At 73.3% G+C, this 19,664-nt stretch carries 9 protein-coding genes; 6 read left to right on the forward strand and 3 right to left on the reverse strand.

From position 1 onward, the window contains the following. The first annotated feature begins 49 nt into the window (after positions 1 to 49). The 5 genes from ACFP1K_RS12230 (at position 50) to ACFP1K_RS12250 (ending at position 14,215) form a co-directional block, all read left to right on the forward strand. Positions 50 to 6,412, forward strand: a complete 6,363-nt coding sequence (locus tag ACFP1K_RS12230; RefSeq protein ID WP_380750870.1) for an amino acid adenylation domain-containing protein — start codon at positions 50 to 52, stop codon at positions 6,410 to 6,412. Then, a complete protein-coding gene (locus ACFP1K_RS12235; RefSeq protein ID WP_380750873.1) occupies positions 6,409 to 11,907 on the forward strand; it encodes a non-ribosomal peptide synthetase/MFS transporter in 5,499 nt (1,832 codons plus the stop codon). The genes ACFP1K_RS12230 and ACFP1K_RS12235 overlap by 4 nt, the downstream gene beginning before the upstream one ends. Further along, positions 11,904 to 12,197: an acyl carrier protein gene (locus ACFP1K_RS12240; RefSeq protein ID WP_380750876.1), complete on the forward strand. Its 294-nt coding sequence runs from the start codon at positions 11,904 to 11,906 to the stop codon at positions 12,195 to 12,197. The genes ACFP1K_RS12235 and ACFP1K_RS12240 overlap by 4 nt, the downstream gene beginning before the upstream one ends. Continuing rightward, positions 12,191 to 13,579 carry a condensation domain-containing protein gene (locus ACFP1K_RS12245; RefSeq protein WP_380750879.1) on the forward strand — a complete coding sequence of 463 codons (1,389 nt, stop codon included), beginning with the start codon at positions 12,191 to 12,193 and terminating at the stop codon, positions 13,577 to 13,579. Before ACFP1K_RS12240 ends, ACFP1K_RS12245 begins: the two co-directional genes overlap by 7 nt. Before the next feature lie 342 nt (positions 13,580 to 13,921). Beyond that, on the forward strand, positions 13,922 to 14,215 hold the full coding sequence (locus ACFP1K_RS12250) for an ATP-binding protein (RefSeq protein ID WP_380750882.1): 294 nt from the start codon (positions 13,922 to 13,924) through the stop codon (positions 14,213 to 14,215). 194 nt (positions 14,216 to 14,409) lie between these two features. On the opposite strand, the gene ACFP1K_RS12255 is transcribed toward ACFP1K_RS12250, so the two are convergent. After that, positions 14,410 to 16,239, reverse strand: a complete 1,830-nt coding sequence (locus ACFP1K_RS12255; protein ID WP_380750885.1) for a glycoside hydrolase family 15 protein — start codon at positions 16,237 to 16,239, stop codon at positions 14,410 to 14,412. 136 nt (positions 16,240 to 16,375) lie between these two features. On the opposite strand from ACFP1K_RS12255, the gene ACFP1K_RS12260 reads away from it, so the two are divergent. Further along, complete coding sequence (locus ACFP1K_RS12260) at positions 16,376 to 17,446, forward strand: SDR family oxidoreductase (RefSeq protein ID WP_380750888.1); 1,071 nt, start codon at positions 16,376 to 16,378, stop codon at positions 17,444 to 17,446. 60 nt (positions 17,447 to 17,506) lie between these two features. Here ACFP1K_RS12260 and ACFP1K_RS12265 read toward each other — a convergent pair whose 3' ends face one another. Together ACFP1K_RS12265 and ACFP1K_RS12270 are read right to left on the reverse strand one after the other, a co-directional pair. Further along, positions 17,507 to 18,166, reverse strand: a complete 660-nt coding sequence (locus tag ACFP1K_RS12265; RefSeq protein WP_380750891.1) for a response regulator — start codon at positions 18,164 to 18,166, stop codon at positions 17,507 to 17,509. A gap of 58 nt (positions 18,167 to 18,224) precedes the next feature. Then, entirely contained in the window at positions 18,225 to 19,343 is a 1,119-nt protein-coding gene (locus ACFP1K_RS12270; RefSeq protein WP_380750894.1) for a sensor histidine kinase, read from the reverse strand. Positions 19,344 to 19,664: the final 321 nt, after the last annotated feature.

Raw genomic sequence — 19,664 nt, forward strand, 5'->3', positions numbered from 1 at the left:
CAACCCCTGGCGGCCCGCGCGGCCAGTGGGTGGGACAGAGAGAACGAACATGACGCACCGCCAGGACAGCCCCCCGGCTTCGCCGGCCCAGGAGGGCATGTGGATCAGCGAGCGCATGGGCGCCGGCACGGCGTACCACATGCCGCTCGCCCTGTGGTTCGACGGCGACCTCGACGTGGCCGCGCTGCTCGCCGCGTGCGGCGACGTGGCCGCCCGGCACCCGGTGCTCGCCACCACGGTCGAGGAGAGCCCCGGTGGCCCGCGCCTGGCCGCGGCGGCGGAGCCGTCGGTGACGCTCACCGACCTGCCGTCCCCGGCCGCCCTCGACCGGCTCGTGCGCGACGAGGTCACCCGCGGCTTCGACCTGGAGAAGGGGCCGCTGGCGAGGTTCACCCTCGTACCCGCCGGGCCGGGGCGGCACCTGCTGCTGTTCGTCGCCCACCACCTGGTCTTCGACGGCATGTCCAAGGACATCCTGGTCCGCGACCTGGCCCGCTACTACCGCGCCAGGACCGGCGGCGGCCCGCGCGAGGCGGTGACGCCGCTGCCGTTCGCCGAGGCGGCCCGCGCCGAGCACGAACGCGTGTCGGCCGCGCTGCCCGCCGCCTGCGAATTCTGGGCGGAGCGCTGGACCGAGCCCGCCGAGATCGTGCTGCCCGGCCAGCGGCGCACCGCCCACCGGTACGGCGACGGCGACCAGGCCGGCACCGGGACCGATCTCGGGCTCGGCCGGGACGCCGCCGCGGTGGCCGAGGCCGCCGGGGCCACGACCTTCGAGACGCTGGTGGCCGCCACGCACGCGCTGCTGTTCCGGTACGGCGCGCGGGACGCGGCGGTCGCGGTCGACGTGACCACGCGCGGCCCGGCGACCCGCGACCACATCGGGCCGTTCGTCAACGAGTTACCCGTCCTCGCCCGCCCGGCGCCCGGCCAGGAGTTCGGCCGGTTCGTGCGGGAGGTCCGGCGTGAGCTGCGCGAGCTGTACCGGTTCCGGGAGGTGCCGCTCGCCCGTGCCGTCAGCCTGCCGCGCGGCGCCGCGACGCCCGTGTCGCTCAGCTACCGCAGGCGGGACGGCGGCGCCGAACCGGTCTTCCCCGGCCTGGACGTCACCGTCGACCGGATGATGTTCGGCGGGGGCACGCGCAACGCGCTGCACCTGCAGTTCGTGGACGGCCCGGACGGGCTCGCGATGAGCGTGCGGTTCGACCCGGCGGCCGTCGGCCGGGACACCGCCGCGCGGTTCGCCGACGGCCTGCGCGCCCTGCTGCGCCACGCCGCCGCCGACCCCGCCGCCCGGCTGGCCGACCTGGAGATCCTTTCCCCGGCGGAGCTGCGGAGCGTGCTCGTCGACTGGAACGACACCGCGGCGGCGTACCCGGGGGAGGCGACGCTGCCCGGCCTGTTCGCCGAGCGGGTACGGGCCCGCCCGGACGCGGTCGCCGTGACGTTCGAGGGCCGCTCGCTGACCTTCGCCGAGCTCGACGCCGCGGCGGCGAGGCTCGCCCACCGGCTGCGGGCCGCAGGCGTGGGGCGCGGGGACCTGGTGGCCGTGCACCTGCGGCGGTCCGACACGCTGATGGCCGCCCTGCTCGCCGTGCACAAGGCCGGGGCCGCCTACCTGCCGCTCGACCCGGACCACCCGGCGGAGCGGCTCGCGATGATCGTGGCCGACGCCCGGCCCCGGCTGCTGCTGTCCGAGACCGCCGCGCCCGGCCACCTGCCGGGGCCGGTGCTCGTCGTGGACGGGGAGCCGGACACGGCTCCGGTGCCGGCCGAGCCGTCACGGCCGCCGCTGCCCGGCGAGATCGCCTACGTCATCTACACCTCGGGGTCCACCGGCCGCCCGAAGGGCGTGGAGGTCGACCACGGCAACCTGGCCAACCTGCTGCTCGCGATGCGCGACCGGCTCCAGGCGAGCGCCGGCGACACATGGCTCGCCCTCACCTCTCCCGCCTTCGACATCTTCGCCCTGGAGGTCTACCTGCCGCTGGTCACCGGCGGCCGGGTGGTGGTCGCCCCGCACGGCGCCGTACGGCGGCCGGAGGCGCTGGCCCGCATGGTCGCCGAGCAGGGCGTCACCCATGTGCAGGCCACCCCGTCGGTGTGGCGGCTGCTGCTGCCGGGCGGCATCGGCGGGGTGACCGCGCTCACCGGCGGCGAGGCGCTGCCCGCCCCGCTCGCCGCCGAGCTGCGCGCCCGCTGCGACCGCGTCGTCAACGTGTACGGCCCCACCGAGACCACCATCTGGAGCACGTCGGGCGAGCCCGGCGAGACGGTCACCATCGGCCGTCCCATCGCCAACACCCAGATCCACATCCTCGACGCGTCGATGCGCCCGGTGCCCGTGGGCGTCGCGGGCGAGCTGTGCGTCGCGGGGGCCGGAGTGGCGCGCGGCTACCGGGCCAGGCCGGACCGCACGGCGGAACGGTTCGTCCCCGACCCGTTCGGCCCGCCCGGGTCGCGGCTGTACCGCACCGGCGACCTGGCCCGCTACCGCGCCGACGGCGAGATCGAGTTCATCGGCCGCGACGACGGCCAGGTCAAGGTGCTCGGCCACCGGATCGAGCTCGGCGAGATCGAGGCCCGGCTGCTGGACCACCCCCAGGTCGGCGAGACGGCGGTGATCGTCCGCGGCGGGGATCCGGACGATCACCGCCTGATCGCTTACATCGTGCCCGCGCCCGGCGCGGCCCCCGACCCCGGCACGCTGACCGCGCACCTGGCGCGGACGCTGCCGCAGCCGCTGCTGCCGAGCGCGTACGTCGTGCTGGACGCCCTCCCGCTGACCCCCGTCGGCAAGCTCGACCGCGCGGCGCTGCCGGAGCCCGTACGCCAGGCGGACCCCCCGGCCGCCGGCCCGCCTCCCGGTTCGGACCTGGTCGAGGAGGTCCGGCGCATCTGGCTGGAGGTCCTGGAGCCGGACGACGTCCACGAGATCGGCGCCGACGACGACCTGTTCGACCTCGGCGGCCACTCGCTCACCATGACCCAGATCACGGCGCGGATCAGGGAGCGCCTCGGGGTGGACGTGTCGCTGGACGCTTTCTTCGACGACCCCACCGTCGGCGGGGTGGTCGAGGAGATCACGCGCCTGCGCGCCGAGGCGGACGAGGCCCCCGGCGACACGCTCCAGGCGGGGGTGCGGCCCCGGCCCGCCGGGGTGGCCCCGCCGCTGTCGTTCGCGCAGGAACGGCTGTGGTTCCTGCAGCGGTTCGACCCCGACGACGCCTCGTACAACATGTACCTCGTGCTGCGGCTGCGCGGGCCCCTGGACATCCGTGCGCTCGGGGACGCGCTGGACGCGGTGGTGGCGCGGCACGAGAGCCTGCGCACGTCGTTCCCCGACATCGACGGCGCGCCGATCGCGGTCATCGACCCGCCCGGCCCCGTGCGGATCGACCGGATCGACCTGACCGGCGCCGCCGACCCCGAAGAGGAGGCGCGGCGGCTGGTCGCCGTGCGGGTCAACGCGCCGTTCGACCTGGCCGCGGCGCCGCCGCTGCGGGCCGGGCTGCTCACCCTCGGTCGCGACGACCACGTGCTGTGCTTCTCGCTGCACCACATCGTCGCCGACGGCTGGTCCAACAGCATCCTGTTCGACGACCTGTTCGCCTTCTACCAGGCGCGGGTCGCGGGCACCGAGCCCGGGCTGCCCCCGCTGCCGGTGCAGTACGGCGACATCGCGCTGTGGCAGCGGGAGCGGGACTCGGGCGCGGCGGCCGAGGCGTCGCTCGCGTACTGGCGCGACCGGCTCGCCGAGCCGTCCCGCCTGGAGCTGCCGACGGACAAGCCCGCCGGGCGGCGGCCCGAGGGCGCCTTCCACACCTTCCGGGTGCCCGAGGAGGTCGTGGCGCGCCTGGAGCGGGTGGCGCAGGAGCACGGGGCGTCCCTGTTCATGGTGCTGGTCGCCGCGTACCAGGTGCTGCTCGCCCGGCACACCGGGCAGGAGGACATCCTGGTCGGCACGCCGTGGGCGGCCAGGGACCGGGTCGAGCTGGAGCCGGTCATCGGCTACCTCACCGACACGCTGGTCCTGCGGGGCGACCTCCGCGGGGACCCGGAGTTCGGCGACCTGCTCGACGCCACCCGGCGCACCGTGCTCGACGCGCACACCCACCGCACGGTGCCGTTCGAACGGCTCATCGGCGAACTGGGCGTGCCGCGCGACATCCACCACAACCCGTTGCTGTCGACCATGGTGATCCTGCACAGCCAGGTCGGCGACGGCACCCCGCCGGAGCGGGTCGGGGACCTCGGGGTGGAGCTCTTCGACGGCGGGTACCGGCAGGCGAAGTTCGATCTGGCCCTGGAGACCTGGCGGGGCGAGCAGGGCCTTATCGCCGTGCTCGGCTACGACGCCACCCTGTTCCACGCCGCCACGATCCAGGGGCTGGCGGCGCGGTTCGACGTGTTGCTGCGGGGCGTCGCGGACGCCCCCGGCACACGGATCTCCCACCTCCCGATGCTGACCACCGCCGACACCGCGGCCCTGGCCGGCGAGCACACCACCGGCCACCTCACCGACCACTCCGCCGACCATCCCACTGGACACTCCGCCGATCACGCCGCGGTCCACGACGACGCCGGGACAGTGCCCGCGCTGGTCGCGCGGGCGGTCGCCGCGACGCCCGCAGCCACGGCGCTGGTGTGCGGCGGCGAGCGGGTGAGCTACGCCGAGCTCGGCACCCGGACGGCGCGGCTCGCGGCCGCGCTCCGGCGGGCCGGCGTGACGCCCGGGGACGTGGTCGGCGTGTGCCTCGGCCGGTCGGCCGACGCGCTTGCGGCGCTGCTCGCGGTGTGGCGGGCCGGGGGCGCGTACCTGCCGCTCGACCCGGAGTACCCCGACGAGCGGCTCGCCTGGCTGATCGCCGACAGCGGCGCGCGCCTGGTGGTGACCGACGCCGGACTCGCCTCCCGGCTGCCGGAGGGCACCGCGCTCGTCACCACCGAGGCGGCCGGATCCACCGGACGCGCCGGGGAGCCCGGACCCGTCCAGGTGCCCGGGGACGCCGAGGGTGAATGGCACCCGGTCCGGCCCGGCGACCCGGCGTACGTGATCTACACCTCGGGGTCGACGGGCCTGCCGAAGGGAGTGCTGGTCGAGCACGGCGCCCTGGCCGGGCGGGTGCGGTGGATGCGGCGGGAGTACGGCGTCCGGCCGGGTGACCGGGTCGTGCAGTTCGCGTCGCTCAGCTTCGACGCGCACGCCGAGGAGCTGTACCCGGCGCTGACGGCGGGCGCCTCGGTGCTGATGCTTCCCGACGGCGCCGCCACCCTGCCGGACGTGCTGCGCGCGCCGGAGGGCCGCGGCGTCACCGTCCTGGACCTGCCCACCGCGTACTGGCACCGGCTCACCGAGGCGCTCGACGACGTGACCTGGCCGGAGCGGCTGCGGCTGGTGATCCTCGGCGGCGAGCAGGCGCACGCCGCCGCCGTGGCCCGGTGGCGTGCCCGGTTCGGCGACGGGGTGACGCTGGTCAACACCTACGGCCCGACCGAGGCGACCGTCATCGCCACGGCGGCCACCCTCGGCGCGGCGGACGCCGGACACCTCCCGCCGATCGGCCGCCCGCTCGGCGGCACGGTCGCGCGCGTCCTCGGCCGGTACGGCGAGCCGGTGCCGCCCGGCGTGCCCGGTGAGCTGTGCCTCGGCGGCGCGGGCCTCGCCCGGGGCTACCTCGGCCGCCCCGCGCTCACCGCCGAACGCTTCGTCGCCGACCCGTACGGCCCACCCGGAGCCCGGCTGTACCGCACCGGGGACCGGGTGCGGACGCGGCCGGACGGGAACCTCGAGTTCCTCGGCCGCTTCGACGCTCAGGTGAAGGTGCGCGGCTTCCGCGTGGAGCCGGGCGAGGTGGCGGCGGCGCTGCTGACCCACCCGGGGGTGCGCCAGGCGGTGGTAAACGCGGACGGGGACCGGCTGGTGGCGTACGTGGCCGGCTCGGCGGACCCCGGCGAGCTGCGCCGTCACCTCGGCGCGGCCCTGCCCGCGCACCTGGTGCCCTCGGGCTGGGTGCGGCTGGACGCGTTGCCGCTCACGGTCACCGGCAAGGTGGACCACGCGGCCCTGCCGGTGCCCGGCCCGGAACCCGCCGCGCGGTTCGTGCCGCCCCGCACCGACGCCGAGGCGCTGGTGGCCGGGGTGTGGGCCGAGGTGCTCGGCCTGGACACCGAGCGGGTCGGCGCGCTGGACGACTTCTTCGCCCTCGGCGGCCACTCGCTGCTGGCGACCCGCGTGGCGGCCCTGCTGCGCAACGCGCTCGACGCGGACGTGCCGATCCGCATGGTGTTCGACCATCCGACCGTCGCCGGGCTGGCCACCGCGGTCGAGAAGCTGCTGATCGAGCAGCTGACCGGGCTGTCCGAAGCCGAGGCGGCCCACCTGCTCGACGAGGAGGAGGTGCCGAAGTGACCGACCCGGGGGCGGAAGGGCTGTCGGCCACCAAGCAGGCGTTGCTGGCGCAGAAGCTGCGGCGGGGCGCGGCGGCCGTGCCGAGGCGGACCATCACGGCGCGGCCCGGCGGGGAGCCGCCGCCGTTGTCGCACGCGCAGGAGCGGCTGTGGTTCCTTGAGCAGTTCGCGCCGGGCACCACGCAGCTCACCATCCCGCTCACGCTGCGGCTGCGCGGCCCACTCGACGCGGACGCGCTGGCCGCCGCGCTGGACGCCGTGGCGGCGGGGCACGACGCGCTGCGCATGCGCTACCCGGCGACCTGGGACGGCCGGCCGCAGGTGGTGGTCGCGGCCGACGTCACGCTGCCGCTGACCGTCCTCGACGTGCCGGACGACGCCACCGCCAGGGCCCTGGTGGAAGGTTTCCTCGCGACGCCGTTCGACCTGACCGAAGGGCCGGTGGCGCGGGCGCTGCTGGTCCGGCTGGACGCCGAGGACCACGTCCTGGTGATCGCGACGCACCACATCGCCTCCGACGGCTGGTCCGCCGACCTGCTGCTGCGCGAGGTCTTCACCCGCTACGAGGGAGGCACACCGCCGGTCCCCGAGGTGGGCTACGGCGACTACGCGGCCTGGCAGCGCGGTCTGGCGCCGTCGGAGCGCGACCTCGCGTTCTGGCGGGACCGGCTGGCCGGGCTGGAGCCGCTGGACCTGCCGTCCGACCGGCCCCGCCCGCCGGAGCGCACCTACGGCGGCGCGGCGTGCGGCTTCCCGCTGGGCCCCGAGCTCGCCGGGGCGCTGGCGGAGCTCGGCCGCGCGCACGGCGCCACGCCGTACATGACGATGCTCGCCGCCTTCACCGCGCTGCTCGGCCGGTACGCGGGCACCGGCGACGTCGCCGTGGGATCCCCGGTGGCGGGGCGGCAGGTGCCCGAGCTGGACGGGGTCGTCGGCTGCTTCGTCAACATGCTGACCATGCGGGTCGACCTGTCGGACGACCCGGCGTTCACGGACCTGCTGCGCCGCGTGCGCGGCGTCGCCGTGGACGCGCTCGCCCACCAGGACCTGCCGTTCGAGCAGCTCGTCTCGGAGCTGGACCTGCCGCGCGACGTGTCCAGGTCGCCGCTGTTCGGCGTCATCCTCGCGATGCAGAACTACCGCACCGGGACCGTCGACCCGCCGGCCGGGCTGACCGTCGCGGACTTCCCGCTGGACACCTGGGCGACCCGGTACGACCTGGAGCTGTACGTCGCCGACGACCCCGGCGGTGGCCTGTCCGGCCTGTTCGTCTACAACACCGACCTGTTCGAGGCCGCCACGGTCGAACGGCTGGCCGGCCACCTGCGTGCCCTGCTGGAGCGGGTCGTCGCCCGGCCCGAGCTGCGGCTCTCCCAGATCGACCTGCTCACCGACGAGGAACGGCGCCTGGTCGTCGGCGGCTGGAACGACACCGCGGTCACGTACCCAGGCGAGGCCACCCTGCACGGGCCGATCGAGGAGCAGGCGGCGCGCACGCCGGACGCGGTGGCGGTGCGCTTCGAGGGGCGGTCGCTGACGTACGCCGAGCTGGACGCGGCGGCCGACCGGGTGGCGCGCACGCTGCGCGGCCACGGGGTCGGCGCCGGATCGGTGGTCGCCGTCTGCGCCGAGCGGTCGCTGGAGCTGCTGCCCGGCCTGCTCGGCGTGCTCAAGGCCGGCGCTGCGTACCTGCCGGTGGACCCCGACTACCCGGCCGACCGGGTGGCGTTCATGCTGTCGGACGCCGCACCCGCCGCGCTGCTCACCCAGCGGAAGATACGGCCCACGCTGCCGGGCACCGCCGCGGTCGTCCTGGACCTGGACGACCCGGACGTGTGGACGGGCGGCCCCGGGCCGCTGCCGCGCACGGAGCCCGGCGACGTCGCGTACGTCATCTACACCTCGGGCTCCACCGGGCGGCCCAAGGGCGTGCCGAACACCCACGGCGGCATCGCCAACCGGCTCGACTGGATGCAGGAGCGGTACGGGATCGGCGCGGGCGACGTGGTGGCGCAGAAGACCCCGGTGAGCTTCGACGTGTCGGTGTGGGAGCTGTTCTGGCCGCTGCGGTGCGGCGCGAGCCTGGTGCTCGCCACGCCCGGCGGCCACAAGGACGCGGCGTACCTGCGCGACCTGTTCGTCACCGAGGGCGTCACCACCGTCCACTTCGTGCCGTCGATGCTGGCCGCGTTCCTCGCCGAGGAGGAGGCGGCGGACTGCCGCCCGCTGCGCCGGGTGATCTGCTCGGGCGAGGAACTGCCCGCCGACCTCGCCCGCCGCTGCCTGGAGACGCTGCCCGGGGCCGAGCTGCACAACCTGTACGGCCCCACCGAGGCGGCCGTCGACGTGTCGTCCTGGCACTGCCTGCCCGCGACGCTCGCCGTGGCGGCCCGGGTGCCGATCGGCACGCCGGTCGCCAACACCGCGCTGTACGTGCTCGACGCCGCCATGGCCCCCGCGCCGATCGGCGTGCCAGGCGAGCTGTTCATCGGCGGCGCCCAGCTTGCCCAGGGGTACCTCAACCGCCCCGGCCTCACCGCCGAACGGTTCGTGGCGAACCCGTACGGGCCGCCCGGATCCCGGCTGTACCGCACCGGGGACCTGGCGAGGCGCCGTCCCGACGGCGCCCTGGAGTTCCTCGGCCGGATGGACGGCCAGGTCAAGCTGCGCGGCCTGCGGATCGAGCTCGGCGAGATCGAGGCGGCGCTGCGCGCGCTGCCCGCCGTCAGGGACGCCGCGGTGATCGTCCGGGAGGACCGTCCCGGCGACCCCCGCCTGGTCGCGTACATCACACCCGGCGACGCCGACCCCGGGCAGAGCCTCGACCAGGTCCTCGACCAGGTGCTCGACCACGCCGCCGTGCGGGCCGGGCTGAAGCGGACGCTGCCCGACTACATGGTGCCGAGCGGCTACGTCACCCTGGCGGCCCTGCCGCTCGGCCCGAGCGGCAAGCTGGACCGCCGCGCGCTGCCCGCCCCCGTCGCCGGCCGGGACGCCGGGGTGGAGTTCATCGCGCCCGGCACCCCCACCGAGCTGGCCCTCGCCGCTATCTGGGGCGAGCTCCTCGGCGTCGAGGCGGTCGGCGTGGACGACGACTTCTTCGACCTCGGCGGGCACTCGCTGCTCGCCACCCAGGTGGTGGCGCGGCTGCGCAAGCAGGCGGGCGTCGCGGTCAGCGTGATGGACGTCTTCAAGCACCCCACCATCCGGGAACTGGCCGCGCTCGCCGACACGCCCTCCGAACAGCGCGGGCCCCGCTCGCTGGTGCACCGGCTGACGCGGGCCCGCAGCACGACGCCCGTGCTGAGCTACGTCTGCGTGCCGTACGGCGGGGGCAGCGCGGTCGTGTACCAGCCGCTCGCCGACGCCCTGCCGGACGGGCACGCGCTGTGGTCGGTGGCGATCCCCGGGCACGACGTCGGCGTGGACGAGGAGTCGCTGCCGTTCGACGAGCTGGCGGGGTCGATCGTGCGGGAGGTCCTGGAGAAGGTCGACGGCCCGATCGTCGTGTACGGGCACTGCGGCGTCGGCTCGGCGCTGAGCGTGGAGGTGGCCCGGCGGCTGGAGGCCGCGGGGCGGGAGCTCGCCGCCGTGTACATCGGGGGGATCTTCCCGTTCGCCCGGCCGCGCGGCCGGCTGATGTCGCGGATCGCGAAGCTCGCCGAGGCGGAGCGGCTGCGCGGCGACCAGCGGTACGTCAACTGGCTGATCTCGCTCGGGCTGGACATGGGCGACATCGACCCCGCGCAGGCACGCCGCATCGTGCGGAACATGCGCCGCGACTCGCGGGAGTCCGAGGACTACTACACCCGCCTGTTCGAGACGGGCGCCGACCGGCTGCGCGCCCCGGTGATCAGCGTGGTCGGCAGCGAGGACCCGGCGACGGACTACTACCAGGAGCGCTTCCGCGAGTGGCACTTCCTGACGTCCACCTCGGCCGTGGTCGTGCTCGCGGAGGCCGGGCACTTCTTCCTGAAGTACCGCGCCGCCGAGGTGGCCGAGATCGTCACCGCCACCCACCGGGCACTCGCCGCCGCGCCGGACACCGAGCGGCTGAAAAAACCCGCGCGGCCACCGGACGCCACGTGGTGGCTGCACGACGTGTCCCGTTCCGCGACGCCGGTGCGGTCCGCCGGGGTCCAGCCGAGCCTCGCGCGGTTCCTCGCCGTCGCGGGCAGCCAGCTGGTGTCGGTGACCGGCTCGGCGCTGACCGAGTTCGCCGTCCCGCTGTGGATCTACACCACCACCGGGTCGGTGGTGCAGTTCGCCCTGCTGGCGGTGGTCGGCCTGGTGCCCGGCCTGCTCACCGCCCCCGTCGCCGGAGCGATCATCGACCGGTCGAGCCGGCGCCGCGTGATGCTGGCCGGGGACGTCGCCGCGTTCTCGACGCAGCTCGCGTTCGGGCTGCTGCTGTGGACCGGGAATCTCTCCGTGGGCGCCGTCTATCCCCTGCTCGGGTGCCTGTCGGTCGCGCTGACCTTCCAGCGCATCGCGTACGCGACGGCCATTCCCCAGCTCGTGCCCAAGCACTTCCTCGGGCACGCCAACGGCATCGCGCAGCTGGGCTTCGGCACCGCGCAGCTGCTCGTGCCCATCTTCGCCGTCGGGCTGCTGGCCGGGATCGGGCTCGGCGGCATCCTGATACTGGACGTGGTCAGCTACGCGGTGGCGATCGTCGTGCTGCTGGTGGTGCGGTTCCCCGCCACCATGGCCTGGCAGCGCAGGGAGACCATCACGGCCGAGATCCTCGGCGGGCTGCGGTACTCCCTCGGGCATCGCGGCTTCGTCGGCATGCTGCTGTTCTTCGTCGTGCTGAACGTGTTCCTGTCCCCGCTGCTGCTGATGTTCGGGCCGCTGGTGCTGTCGTTCGCCGGGCTCGCCGACGTGGGCAGGATCTCGTTCCTCGCCGGGGTGGGCACTTTCGCCGGGGCGCTGGTCATGATCGTCTGGGGCGGGCCGCGACGGATGCGGCTGCGCGGCGTGCTGCTGTGCACGCTGGCGCTCGGCTGCTTCAGCGTGGTCACCGGCCTGCGCGCCGACCTGACCGTGATCGCCGTCGGCGTGTGCGGCATGACGGCCTGGGTCACCCTGCTCAACGGCATCTACTCCACCATCGTGCAGGTGAAGGTGCCGCAGCGGTTCCACGGCCGGGTGTTCGCCATGAACACCCTCATCGCCTGGTCCACGCTGCCCATCGGCTTCGGCCTGGTCGCCCCGTACGCGGCCTCGGTGCTCGACCCGCTGTTGCTGGACGGCGGCGCACTCGCCCCCACCGTCGGCGCGCTCATCGGCACCGGCCCCGGCCGGGGCATCGGCTTCATGTACCTGCTCTTCGGCGCCGCCATCCTGCTGATCACGCTGATCGCGATGCGCGTCCCCGCGCTCGCCCGCTTCGACCACGAGGTGCCCGACGCCATCGCCGACGACCTGGTCGGCGTCCAGGCCCTGCGCGGCACCGTCCCCACCCTCAACGAGACCACGGAGGTCAGGAGATGACCGAGTCCACAACACGGCGGACGGCCGTGGACGCCGCACGGCTCAGGCGGGACCTGGCCGACATGATCGCGAGCGCCTCCGGCGGCGAGGTCCGCGCCGACGACGTGCTGACGACCGGCCACTCGCTCTCCGCGCTCGGCCTCACGTCCCTGGCCCGGATCCGTCTCATCGACGCCCTGGAGGACACCTACGGCGTGGACGTCGACCTCAGCGGCGACCTGTCCTCCTTCGAGAGCGTCGACGCCCTGGCCACCCACGTCGCGGACCTGCTGGCGGGGAAGCCGTGCTGATCGGGACCTCCGCCACGGTGCCGTTCCGCGGCATCCGGGACGGCGTCTCGACGCTCACCTGGGGCCAGCGCCTGATGTGGCGCGCCGTCCATCTGATGGGACCCAGCCAGTCGTTCCTCAACTGCCCCTGGGTGCTCCCCGTCTACGGCAAACGCGACCTCGCCACCGTGCTGGACGCCCTGCGCGCGCTCCTGGAACGCCACGAAAGCCTGCGGACCACCTTCGCCGCCACCCCCGACGGCCCCGTGCAGCGGGTGACCCGTGAAGGTGAGCTGACCGTGGAGCTGGTGGAGGCCGGCGAGGAACGCGCGCTCCAGGCCGCCGAACGGCTGGCCGCCGAGATGAGCGAAACCGTCTTCGCCCACGACACCGACCTGCCGCTGCGCTGCGCCGTCGTCATCAAGAACGACCGCCCCATGGCCCTGGCGTTCACCTTCTCCCACCTGGCCGTCGACTTCCAGGCCCTGGCGCTGCTGGCCGCCGAGTGGCGTTCTTTGCTGCGCGGCGAAGAGCTGCCCCCCGCCGACTGGCAGCCCATGGACCAGGCGGAACTGGAACTGGAGGAGTCGTTCCGGTCCCGCTCGGAACGCTCGATCCGCTACTGGCGCTCGATCCTCGAAGACGTCCCCCTGGAGGTCTTCGACCACGCCCCCCGCGAGCCCGAGGACCCCCGCTTCATAGAGGTGGGCATGGAGTCCGTCGCACTGGCCATAGGCGCCGAACGCCTGGCGACCCGCTGGACCATCAGCACCACCAGCGTCCTGCTCGCCGCCTGCGCCACCGTCCTCGCCACCGTGAGCGCCCGCCCCCGAGCCGTCATGCAGCTGGTCCACAGCAACCGCCGCGACCCCCGCACCCGCACGATGGTGGGCACCGTAGGCCAAGACGGCCTCTTCGTCCTCCCCCTCCCCACCTCGGACTTCCCCACCACCTGCCAGGAAGCCCACCGCAGCGCTTTGATGGCCTACCGCAACGCCCACTACGACCCCTTCGCCATGGTCGCCATGCGAGAGGAAATAGGCCGGACCCGCGGCACCGAACCCGACCTCGACGCCTTCCTGAACGACCGCCGAGGCGGCACCACCTGGCCCTCCCTCCCCCACCTGGCCCCCACCGCCGACGTAACCCCCCTCCTCCCCAAAACCCGCATAACCATAAAAAACGCCTGGCCAGGCGTCCGCTTCAAAGTCTTCTTCACCATAGGCACCGCCCCCGACACCGCCCAACTGAGCATCATCATCGACACCGCCTACCTCCCCCGAGAAACCGCCAAGAAAATGCTCCTAGGCATAGAAGCCCTACTGGTCCGCAGCCTCACCGAGGACATCCCCATGACCGCCATCCCAGAGGTCTGCGGCATCACCGCATTCAAGTCGCCCTAACGACCATCACCCAGCACTCTCGAAACGGTGCCTTCGGCGCTGTCCTTCTCAGGCGACCCTCACCCAGCCCACGACGCCCCGCAGCGCAAGCCGCCGACGACGCGGAGATCGTGAATCAGAGACATCGCTGCCCCTCCTACGCCGTCAAGGCGTGCAACTCATGAGCGTCGGGAAGGGTGCGAGCCTTCTCGGGGAGGGTGTGGAGGAGATGGGTGGCGTACGTTTCGTTCCAGAGGACTGCTTCCAGCGGGAAGCCATGGCCCGAGTGGTCGGCGGTGACGTGGTCCGGTAGCCGGTCGAAGGTCCGCCTTGCTCCACTCGGACTCCCGCGAAGGCGGAAAGGTGACACTCGCGATCGCCGATTGCCACGACCGCATCCACGTGGACGTCGTGGACGCCGGAAGCGACAGCACCCCTCGCATCCGCGGCGCCGCCCTGTCGGAGGGCGGCCGAGGCCTGCTACTGGTAGCGCGCATCTCCAGTTCGTGGGGCGTCTACGACCACCAGTCCGGCCGCACCATATGGTTCCAAATCGAATACCGGCGCGGCAACGGTCCCTCCAATGATCCCGCACATACGAACGATGCGTTCATCGATCCCATATCAAAGATGATGAATCCGGCCCAGTCACACTGACCAGGATCGCGGATGACCTAGAGAAGCCATACCGGACAGAATTGCACAAGGGAAATCAGACCCGCCTCCTCGCCATGTCCTCTCGGGAGGTGGCGCACGGCACGCGCAACGGACCGTCGGAGGAGCAGGCGAGGGTCGCCTGAAAGAAGACAGCGCCGGAGGCACCATTTCCGGGAGAGCTGCCGCGATACGGGTCAGCCGAGGGCGTGGTCGAGGTTGAAGGCGGCGCTGATCAGGGCCAGGTGGGTGAAGGCTTGGGGGAAGTTGCCTAGTTGTTCGCCGGTGTGGCCTATTTCTTCGGCGTATAGGCCTACGTGGTTGGCGTAGGTGAGCATCTTTTCGAAGGCCAGGCGGGCTTCTTCTACGCGGCCGGCGCGGGCCAGGGCCTCCACGTACCAGAAGGAGCAGATGGAGAAGGTGCCTTCTGGGCCGGTGAGGCCGTCGGGGCTGGCTTGGATGTCGTAGCGGTAGACGAGGGAGTCGGAGACCAGGACGCGGCCGAGGGTGTCCAGGGTGGAGAGCCATTTGGGGTCGGTGGGGGAGACGAACTTGGCCAGGGGCATCATGAGGACGGAGGCGTCCAGGAGGTCGCCGTCCAGGTGCTGGGCGAAGGCGCCGAGGGCGGGAGACCAGCCTCGGCGCATGATCTGGCGGTAGATCTCGTCTCTGGCGTGGCGCCAGCGGGGGATGTCGGCGGGGAGGCCGCGGCGGGCGGCCATGCGCATCGCGCGTTCGATGGAGACCCAGCACATCAGGCGGGAGTAGACGTAGTCGTGGCGTCCGCCGCGGGTCTCCCAGACGCCCTCGTCGGGCTGGTCCCAGTTGGCGCAGACCCAGTCGACCAGGAGGCACAGCTCGTCCCAGCGGTCGCTGGAGATCGGCTGGGCCCACTTGTCGTACAGGTAGATCGAGTCGATCAGGGCGCCGTAGATGTCGAGCTGGAGCTGGTCGGCGGCGGCGTTGCCGACGCGCACGGGGGCCGAGCCCTGGTAGCCCTCCAGGTGGCCGAGCTCGCGTTCGGGGATCTCCCGGCCGCCGTCGATGCGGTACATGATCTGCAGCGGGCCCGTCGGGCTGTCGTCGGAGAGCGTGACGTGCTCGGAGAGGAAGCCCATGAAGGATTCGGCCTCTTCGGTGAAGCCCAGCCTGAGCAGCGCGTACACGCAGAACGCGGCGTCACGGATCCACACGTAGCGGTAGTCCCAGTTGCGCTCGCCGCCGATCCGCTCGGGCAGGCTGGTGGTGGGCGCGGCGACGATGCCTCCGGTCGGGGCGTAGGTGAGCAGCTTCAGCGTCAGCGCGGAGCGGTGCACCATCTCCCGCCACCGGCCCCGGTACCGCGAGCCGGACAGCCAGCGCCGCCAGTACGCCACGGTGGCGGTGAACTCCTCCTCGGCCTCGGCGATCGGGCAGTCCCGGGACACCAGCGACTCGACGTCGCGGTCGAGGGCGAAGACGGCGGTCTCGCCCTCCTGGAGCTCGAACCTGGCGCGGACGTCCTGCCCGTCCTGCTCGATCGGCACGGTGGCGGTCAGGGCGAGGCCCAGGGACGGGGAGGTGAAGATCGCCCGGTCGTCCTCCAGGCGCAGCGTGTGCGGCTCGGCGCCGTACCCGAACCGGGGTGCCACGCGGGCGCGGAACGGCAGGGCGCCCCGCACACAGATGATGCGGCGGATCAGCCGGTGCCGGTCGGCCTCCCTGGCGTCCTCGGGGATCGGCATGAAGTCCTGGATCTCGCCCACGCCGTCGGCGGCGAAGAACCGGGTGATCAGCACGTTGGTGTCGGGGAAGTAGAACTGCTTGGTGGTGCACGGCACGTCCACGCCGAGCTCGAACGACCCGCCCCGGTCGGCGTCCAGGATCGACCCGAACACACTCGGCGCGTCGAAGCGGGGGGAGCAGTACCAGTCGATCGTGCCCTTGGTGTCCACCAGCGCGACCGTGCGCAGGTCGCCGATCATGCCGTGCTCGGCGATGGGCGGGTACCTGCCGTCACCGCCGAACAAGTTTCCCGCTTCAGGCATACCTTCACGCTATGTTCGTGGTTGACCACCCGGGGCCAGCCGAACGCCAACGGCGCACCAGGTTTTCGTAAGCCGGGACCGGGGGCGCGGACAGCCCTCCGCGCGGGTCCCGCGACGGACGGGAGTATGGGTGATCATGACAGACACCGACGCGCTCGCCCTGGTCGTCGGCGGGACCGGGATCGCCGGCCGTGCCGTGTGCCAGGAGCTTGTCGACCAGGGACGGCAGGTGGTGAGCCTGTCGCGGCGGCCCCCGGCGGCGCAGGCCGGCGTGCGGAACGTCCGGGCCGACCTCACCGACGCCGGGTCGGTCGGTGCGGCGCTGGCGGGCCTCGCGCCCGCGCACGTGTTCGTCACCGCGTGGAGCCGCAGGCCGACGGAGGCGGAGAACATCACGGTCAACTCCGCCATGGTGCGGAACGTCCTGGACGTGACGGGGCCGTCCGCCCGCCACGTCGCGCTGCTGACCGGCCTCAAGCACTACCTCGGCCCGTTCGAGGCGTACGCCGTCGGGGAGACGCGCGACACGCCGTTCCACGAGGACGAGCCGCGCCTGCCGATGCCGAACTTCTACTACGCGCAGGAGGACGAGCTGTGGCGGGCCGCTGAGCGGGACGGGTTCGCGTGGAGCGTGCACCGGTCTCACTCGATCATCGGGCACGCGGTGGGCAACGCCATGAACATGGGGATGACGCTTGCGGTGTGGGCGTCCCTGTGCCGTGCGGAGGGGCGGCCGTTCGTCTTCCCGGGCAACGAGGTGCAGTGGAACGGCGTCACCGACGTGACCGACGCCGGCCTGCTGGCGCGTCAGATGATCTGGGCGGCGACCGCCGAGGGCCTGCCCAGCCAGGCGTACAACACCGCGAACGGGGACGTGTTCCGCTGGCGCTGGATGTGGCCGCGCGTCGCGGAGCTGCTGGACGTCGAGCCGGAGGGATACGCGGTGCGGCCCCGGCCGCTGGAGGAGCAGATGGTGGGGAAGGCCGGCGCCTGGCGGGCGCTGGCCGAACGGGAGCGGCTCGCCGAGCCCGACCTCGACCGCGTCGCGTCCCCGTGGCACACCGACAGCGACCTCAACCGGCCGGTCGAGTGCTTCACCGACATGGCCCGCAGCCGGTCGGCGGGCTTCACCGGCTACGTCGGCACCCTTGATTCCTTCGCCGCGTTGTTCGGCAGGCTGCGGGCCGACCGGATCATCCCTGAGTGACGCCGTCCCTGGAGTTATCCACAGTTTCCACAGAGTCGTACACAGGTTCGAATCGAGCGCCTAGCGTAGGTCTCCCATCAAGCGGTTCTCCCAGGCCCAGGCGGCGACCTCGACGCGGTTGCGCAGCCCGAGCTTGGCCTGAATGCCAGAAAGGTGGCTCTTGACCGTGCTCAGCGAGATGAACAGCTCCGCGGCGATCTCCTGGTTGGTGCGCCCCCGGCCGATGGCCCGGACCACCTCGGTCTCCCGCTCGGACAACGGCCGCGCGGGCCCGCCGGCGACCGGCGCCCTCGTGGCCGTGAGGTGGCGCAGCAGCCGCAAGGTGACCGACGGGGAGACCAGCGCGTCCCCGGCGTTCGCCGCGCGCACGGCCTCGACGAGCAGGGCCGGCCCCGCGTCCTTGAGGATGAACCCCACCGCCCCACCGCGCAGCGCTCCATAGACGTACTCGTCGAGATCGAAGGTGGTGACCACCACGACCCGCAGCGGATCCGGCACCCCGGGCCCGGCCAGCACACGCGTGACCTCCAGCCCGTCCAGCCGAGGCATCCGAATGTCCACCAGGCACACGTCAGGCCTGAGCCGCCGAGCCAACTCCACCGCCTCGGCCCCGTCGGCAGCCTCCGCGACCACGGCGATATCCGGCTGATCCTCCAGGATGAGCCGCAGTCCCCCGCGAACCATCGCCTGGTCATCGGCCACCAGCACCCTGATGGTCATCAGCGCCTCCGGACAGGAACCGGCAAAACGGCGTCGTCCGCCGACAGGACGGTGAGGGTCATCGGCGCCTCCGGGTAGGGACCGGCAGGGTGGCGAGGACCGACCAGCCGGTGCCGGGGGCCGGGCCGGCGTGCAGGGTGCCGCCGAGGGCTTCCAGGCGTTCGCGCATACCGGTGAGGCCGTAGCCGGTGCGGTGGCGGGTGGGGAGTTGGGGGGCGTCGTCGGACACCTCGACGGTGACGATGTTCCGGTTCTCGGTGACGCTGACGGTGGCGGAGGCCGCGTGGGGGGCGTGGCGGGAGACGTTGGTCAGGGATTCCTGGACGACGCGGTAGACGGTGCTGGTGATCTCGGGTGGCCATTCGAGGTCGTGGTCCGGGAGCCGCAGGTGTACCGGGAGGCCGTGGCTGCTGAAGCGGCCGACCAGGTCGCCGAGGCCTTCGGGGGCGGGGGTGGCGGGGGGCGCGTCGTCGGCGTCCCGGAGGATGCCTACCACGCTGCGCATCGCGGCCAGCGCCTCCGAGCCGGCTCCCTCGATGCCGGCGAGTGAGTCGGCCAGCTTCTCGGGGTGTTTGCGGGCGACGAGCCGTGCGGCCTGGGACTGCACCACGATGCCGGTGATGTGGTGGGCGACGACGTCGTGCAGTTCCCTGGCCAGTGCCAGGCGTTCGTCGCGGCGCACCTTCTCGGCGACGACGCGGCGGTTCATGTCGAACATGCGCAGGTTGAGCCCGACGGCGAGGGCGGCGAGCCACGCCACACCGTTCAGCACCATCACGGAGGGAAGCCCGGCGGTGGCGGCGGCGAACCCGCAGACGGCCACCACCAGGAACCCCCCGGCCGCGACGGCCCCGGCCGTCAGGACCGGAAGCACCCTGACCGCGGAGCCGACGAGCACGGCCAGCGCCAGGGCCATCGCCGGGCCGGGTTCGCTGGGCAACTCGGCGAGCCGCGCGACCACCGCGGCGGCCGCCGCCACGACCATGCCCGCGACCGCCGCCCAGACGCGGCCCCGTCCGCGCCGCAGGGCGATCGCGCACACCACGACCCCGGTGGCGACACCGAACTGCCACTTGTCGCCGCCCCGCGCCCAGGCGAGCTGGAACGCCCAGAGGGCGAGCACCAGGACGAACACGCCACCGAGCCAGGCGTCCCCCGGAACTCCACGCCACCTCACTGGAACACCCAACGTGTGAGCACCACGGCGAAGGCCGCACCCGGCCAGGCGTCCACCGCAAAGCCCCGCCACCTCACTGGAACAACCAAAGTGTGAGCACCACGGCGAACACCGCACCCGGCCAGGCGTCCCCCGAAACACCGCGCCACCTCACTGGAACAACCAAAGTGCTAGCACCACGGCGAACACCGCACCCGGCCAGGCGTTCGCCGCAAAGCCCCGCCGCCTCACTGGGACGCCCACAGGGCGGGCCTCACGGCGAGCGCCGCATCGAGGCGGGTGCCTGTGGCGGCGTCGCGCCGGCTCACCGGCCGGTTGCGT

It is taken from the genome of Sphaerisporangium aureirubrum, assembly GCF_042658925.1.
GTDB classification, from domain to species: Bacteria; Actinomycetota; Actinomycetes; order Streptosporangiales; family Streptosporangiaceae; genus Sphaerisporangium; species Sphaerisporangium aureirubrum.

What these genes read in the sequence shown, in the direction of transcription:
- ACFP1K_RS12230 (WP_380750870.1), top strand. Translation starts at nt 50, where the DNA reads ATGACGCACCGCCAGGACAGCCCCCCGGCTTCGCCGGCCCAGGAGGGC.
- ACFP1K_RS12240 (WP_380750876.1), top strand. Translation starts at nt 11,904, where the DNA reads ATGACCGAGTCCACAACACGGCGGACGGCCGTGGACGCCGCACGGCTC.
- ACFP1K_RS12255 (WP_380750885.1), bottom strand. Translation starts at nt 16,239, where the DNA reads ATGCCTGAAGCGGGAAACTTGTTCGGCGGTGACGGCAGGTACCCGCCC.
- ACFP1K_RS12260 (WP_380750888.1), top strand. Translation starts at nt 16,376, where the DNA reads ATGACAGACACCGACGCGCTCGCCCTGGTCGTCGGCGGGACCGGGATC.
- ACFP1K_RS12265 (WP_380750891.1), bottom strand. Translation starts at nt 18,166, where the DNA reads ATGACCATCAGGGTGCTGGTGGCCGATGACCAGGCGATGGTTCGCGGG.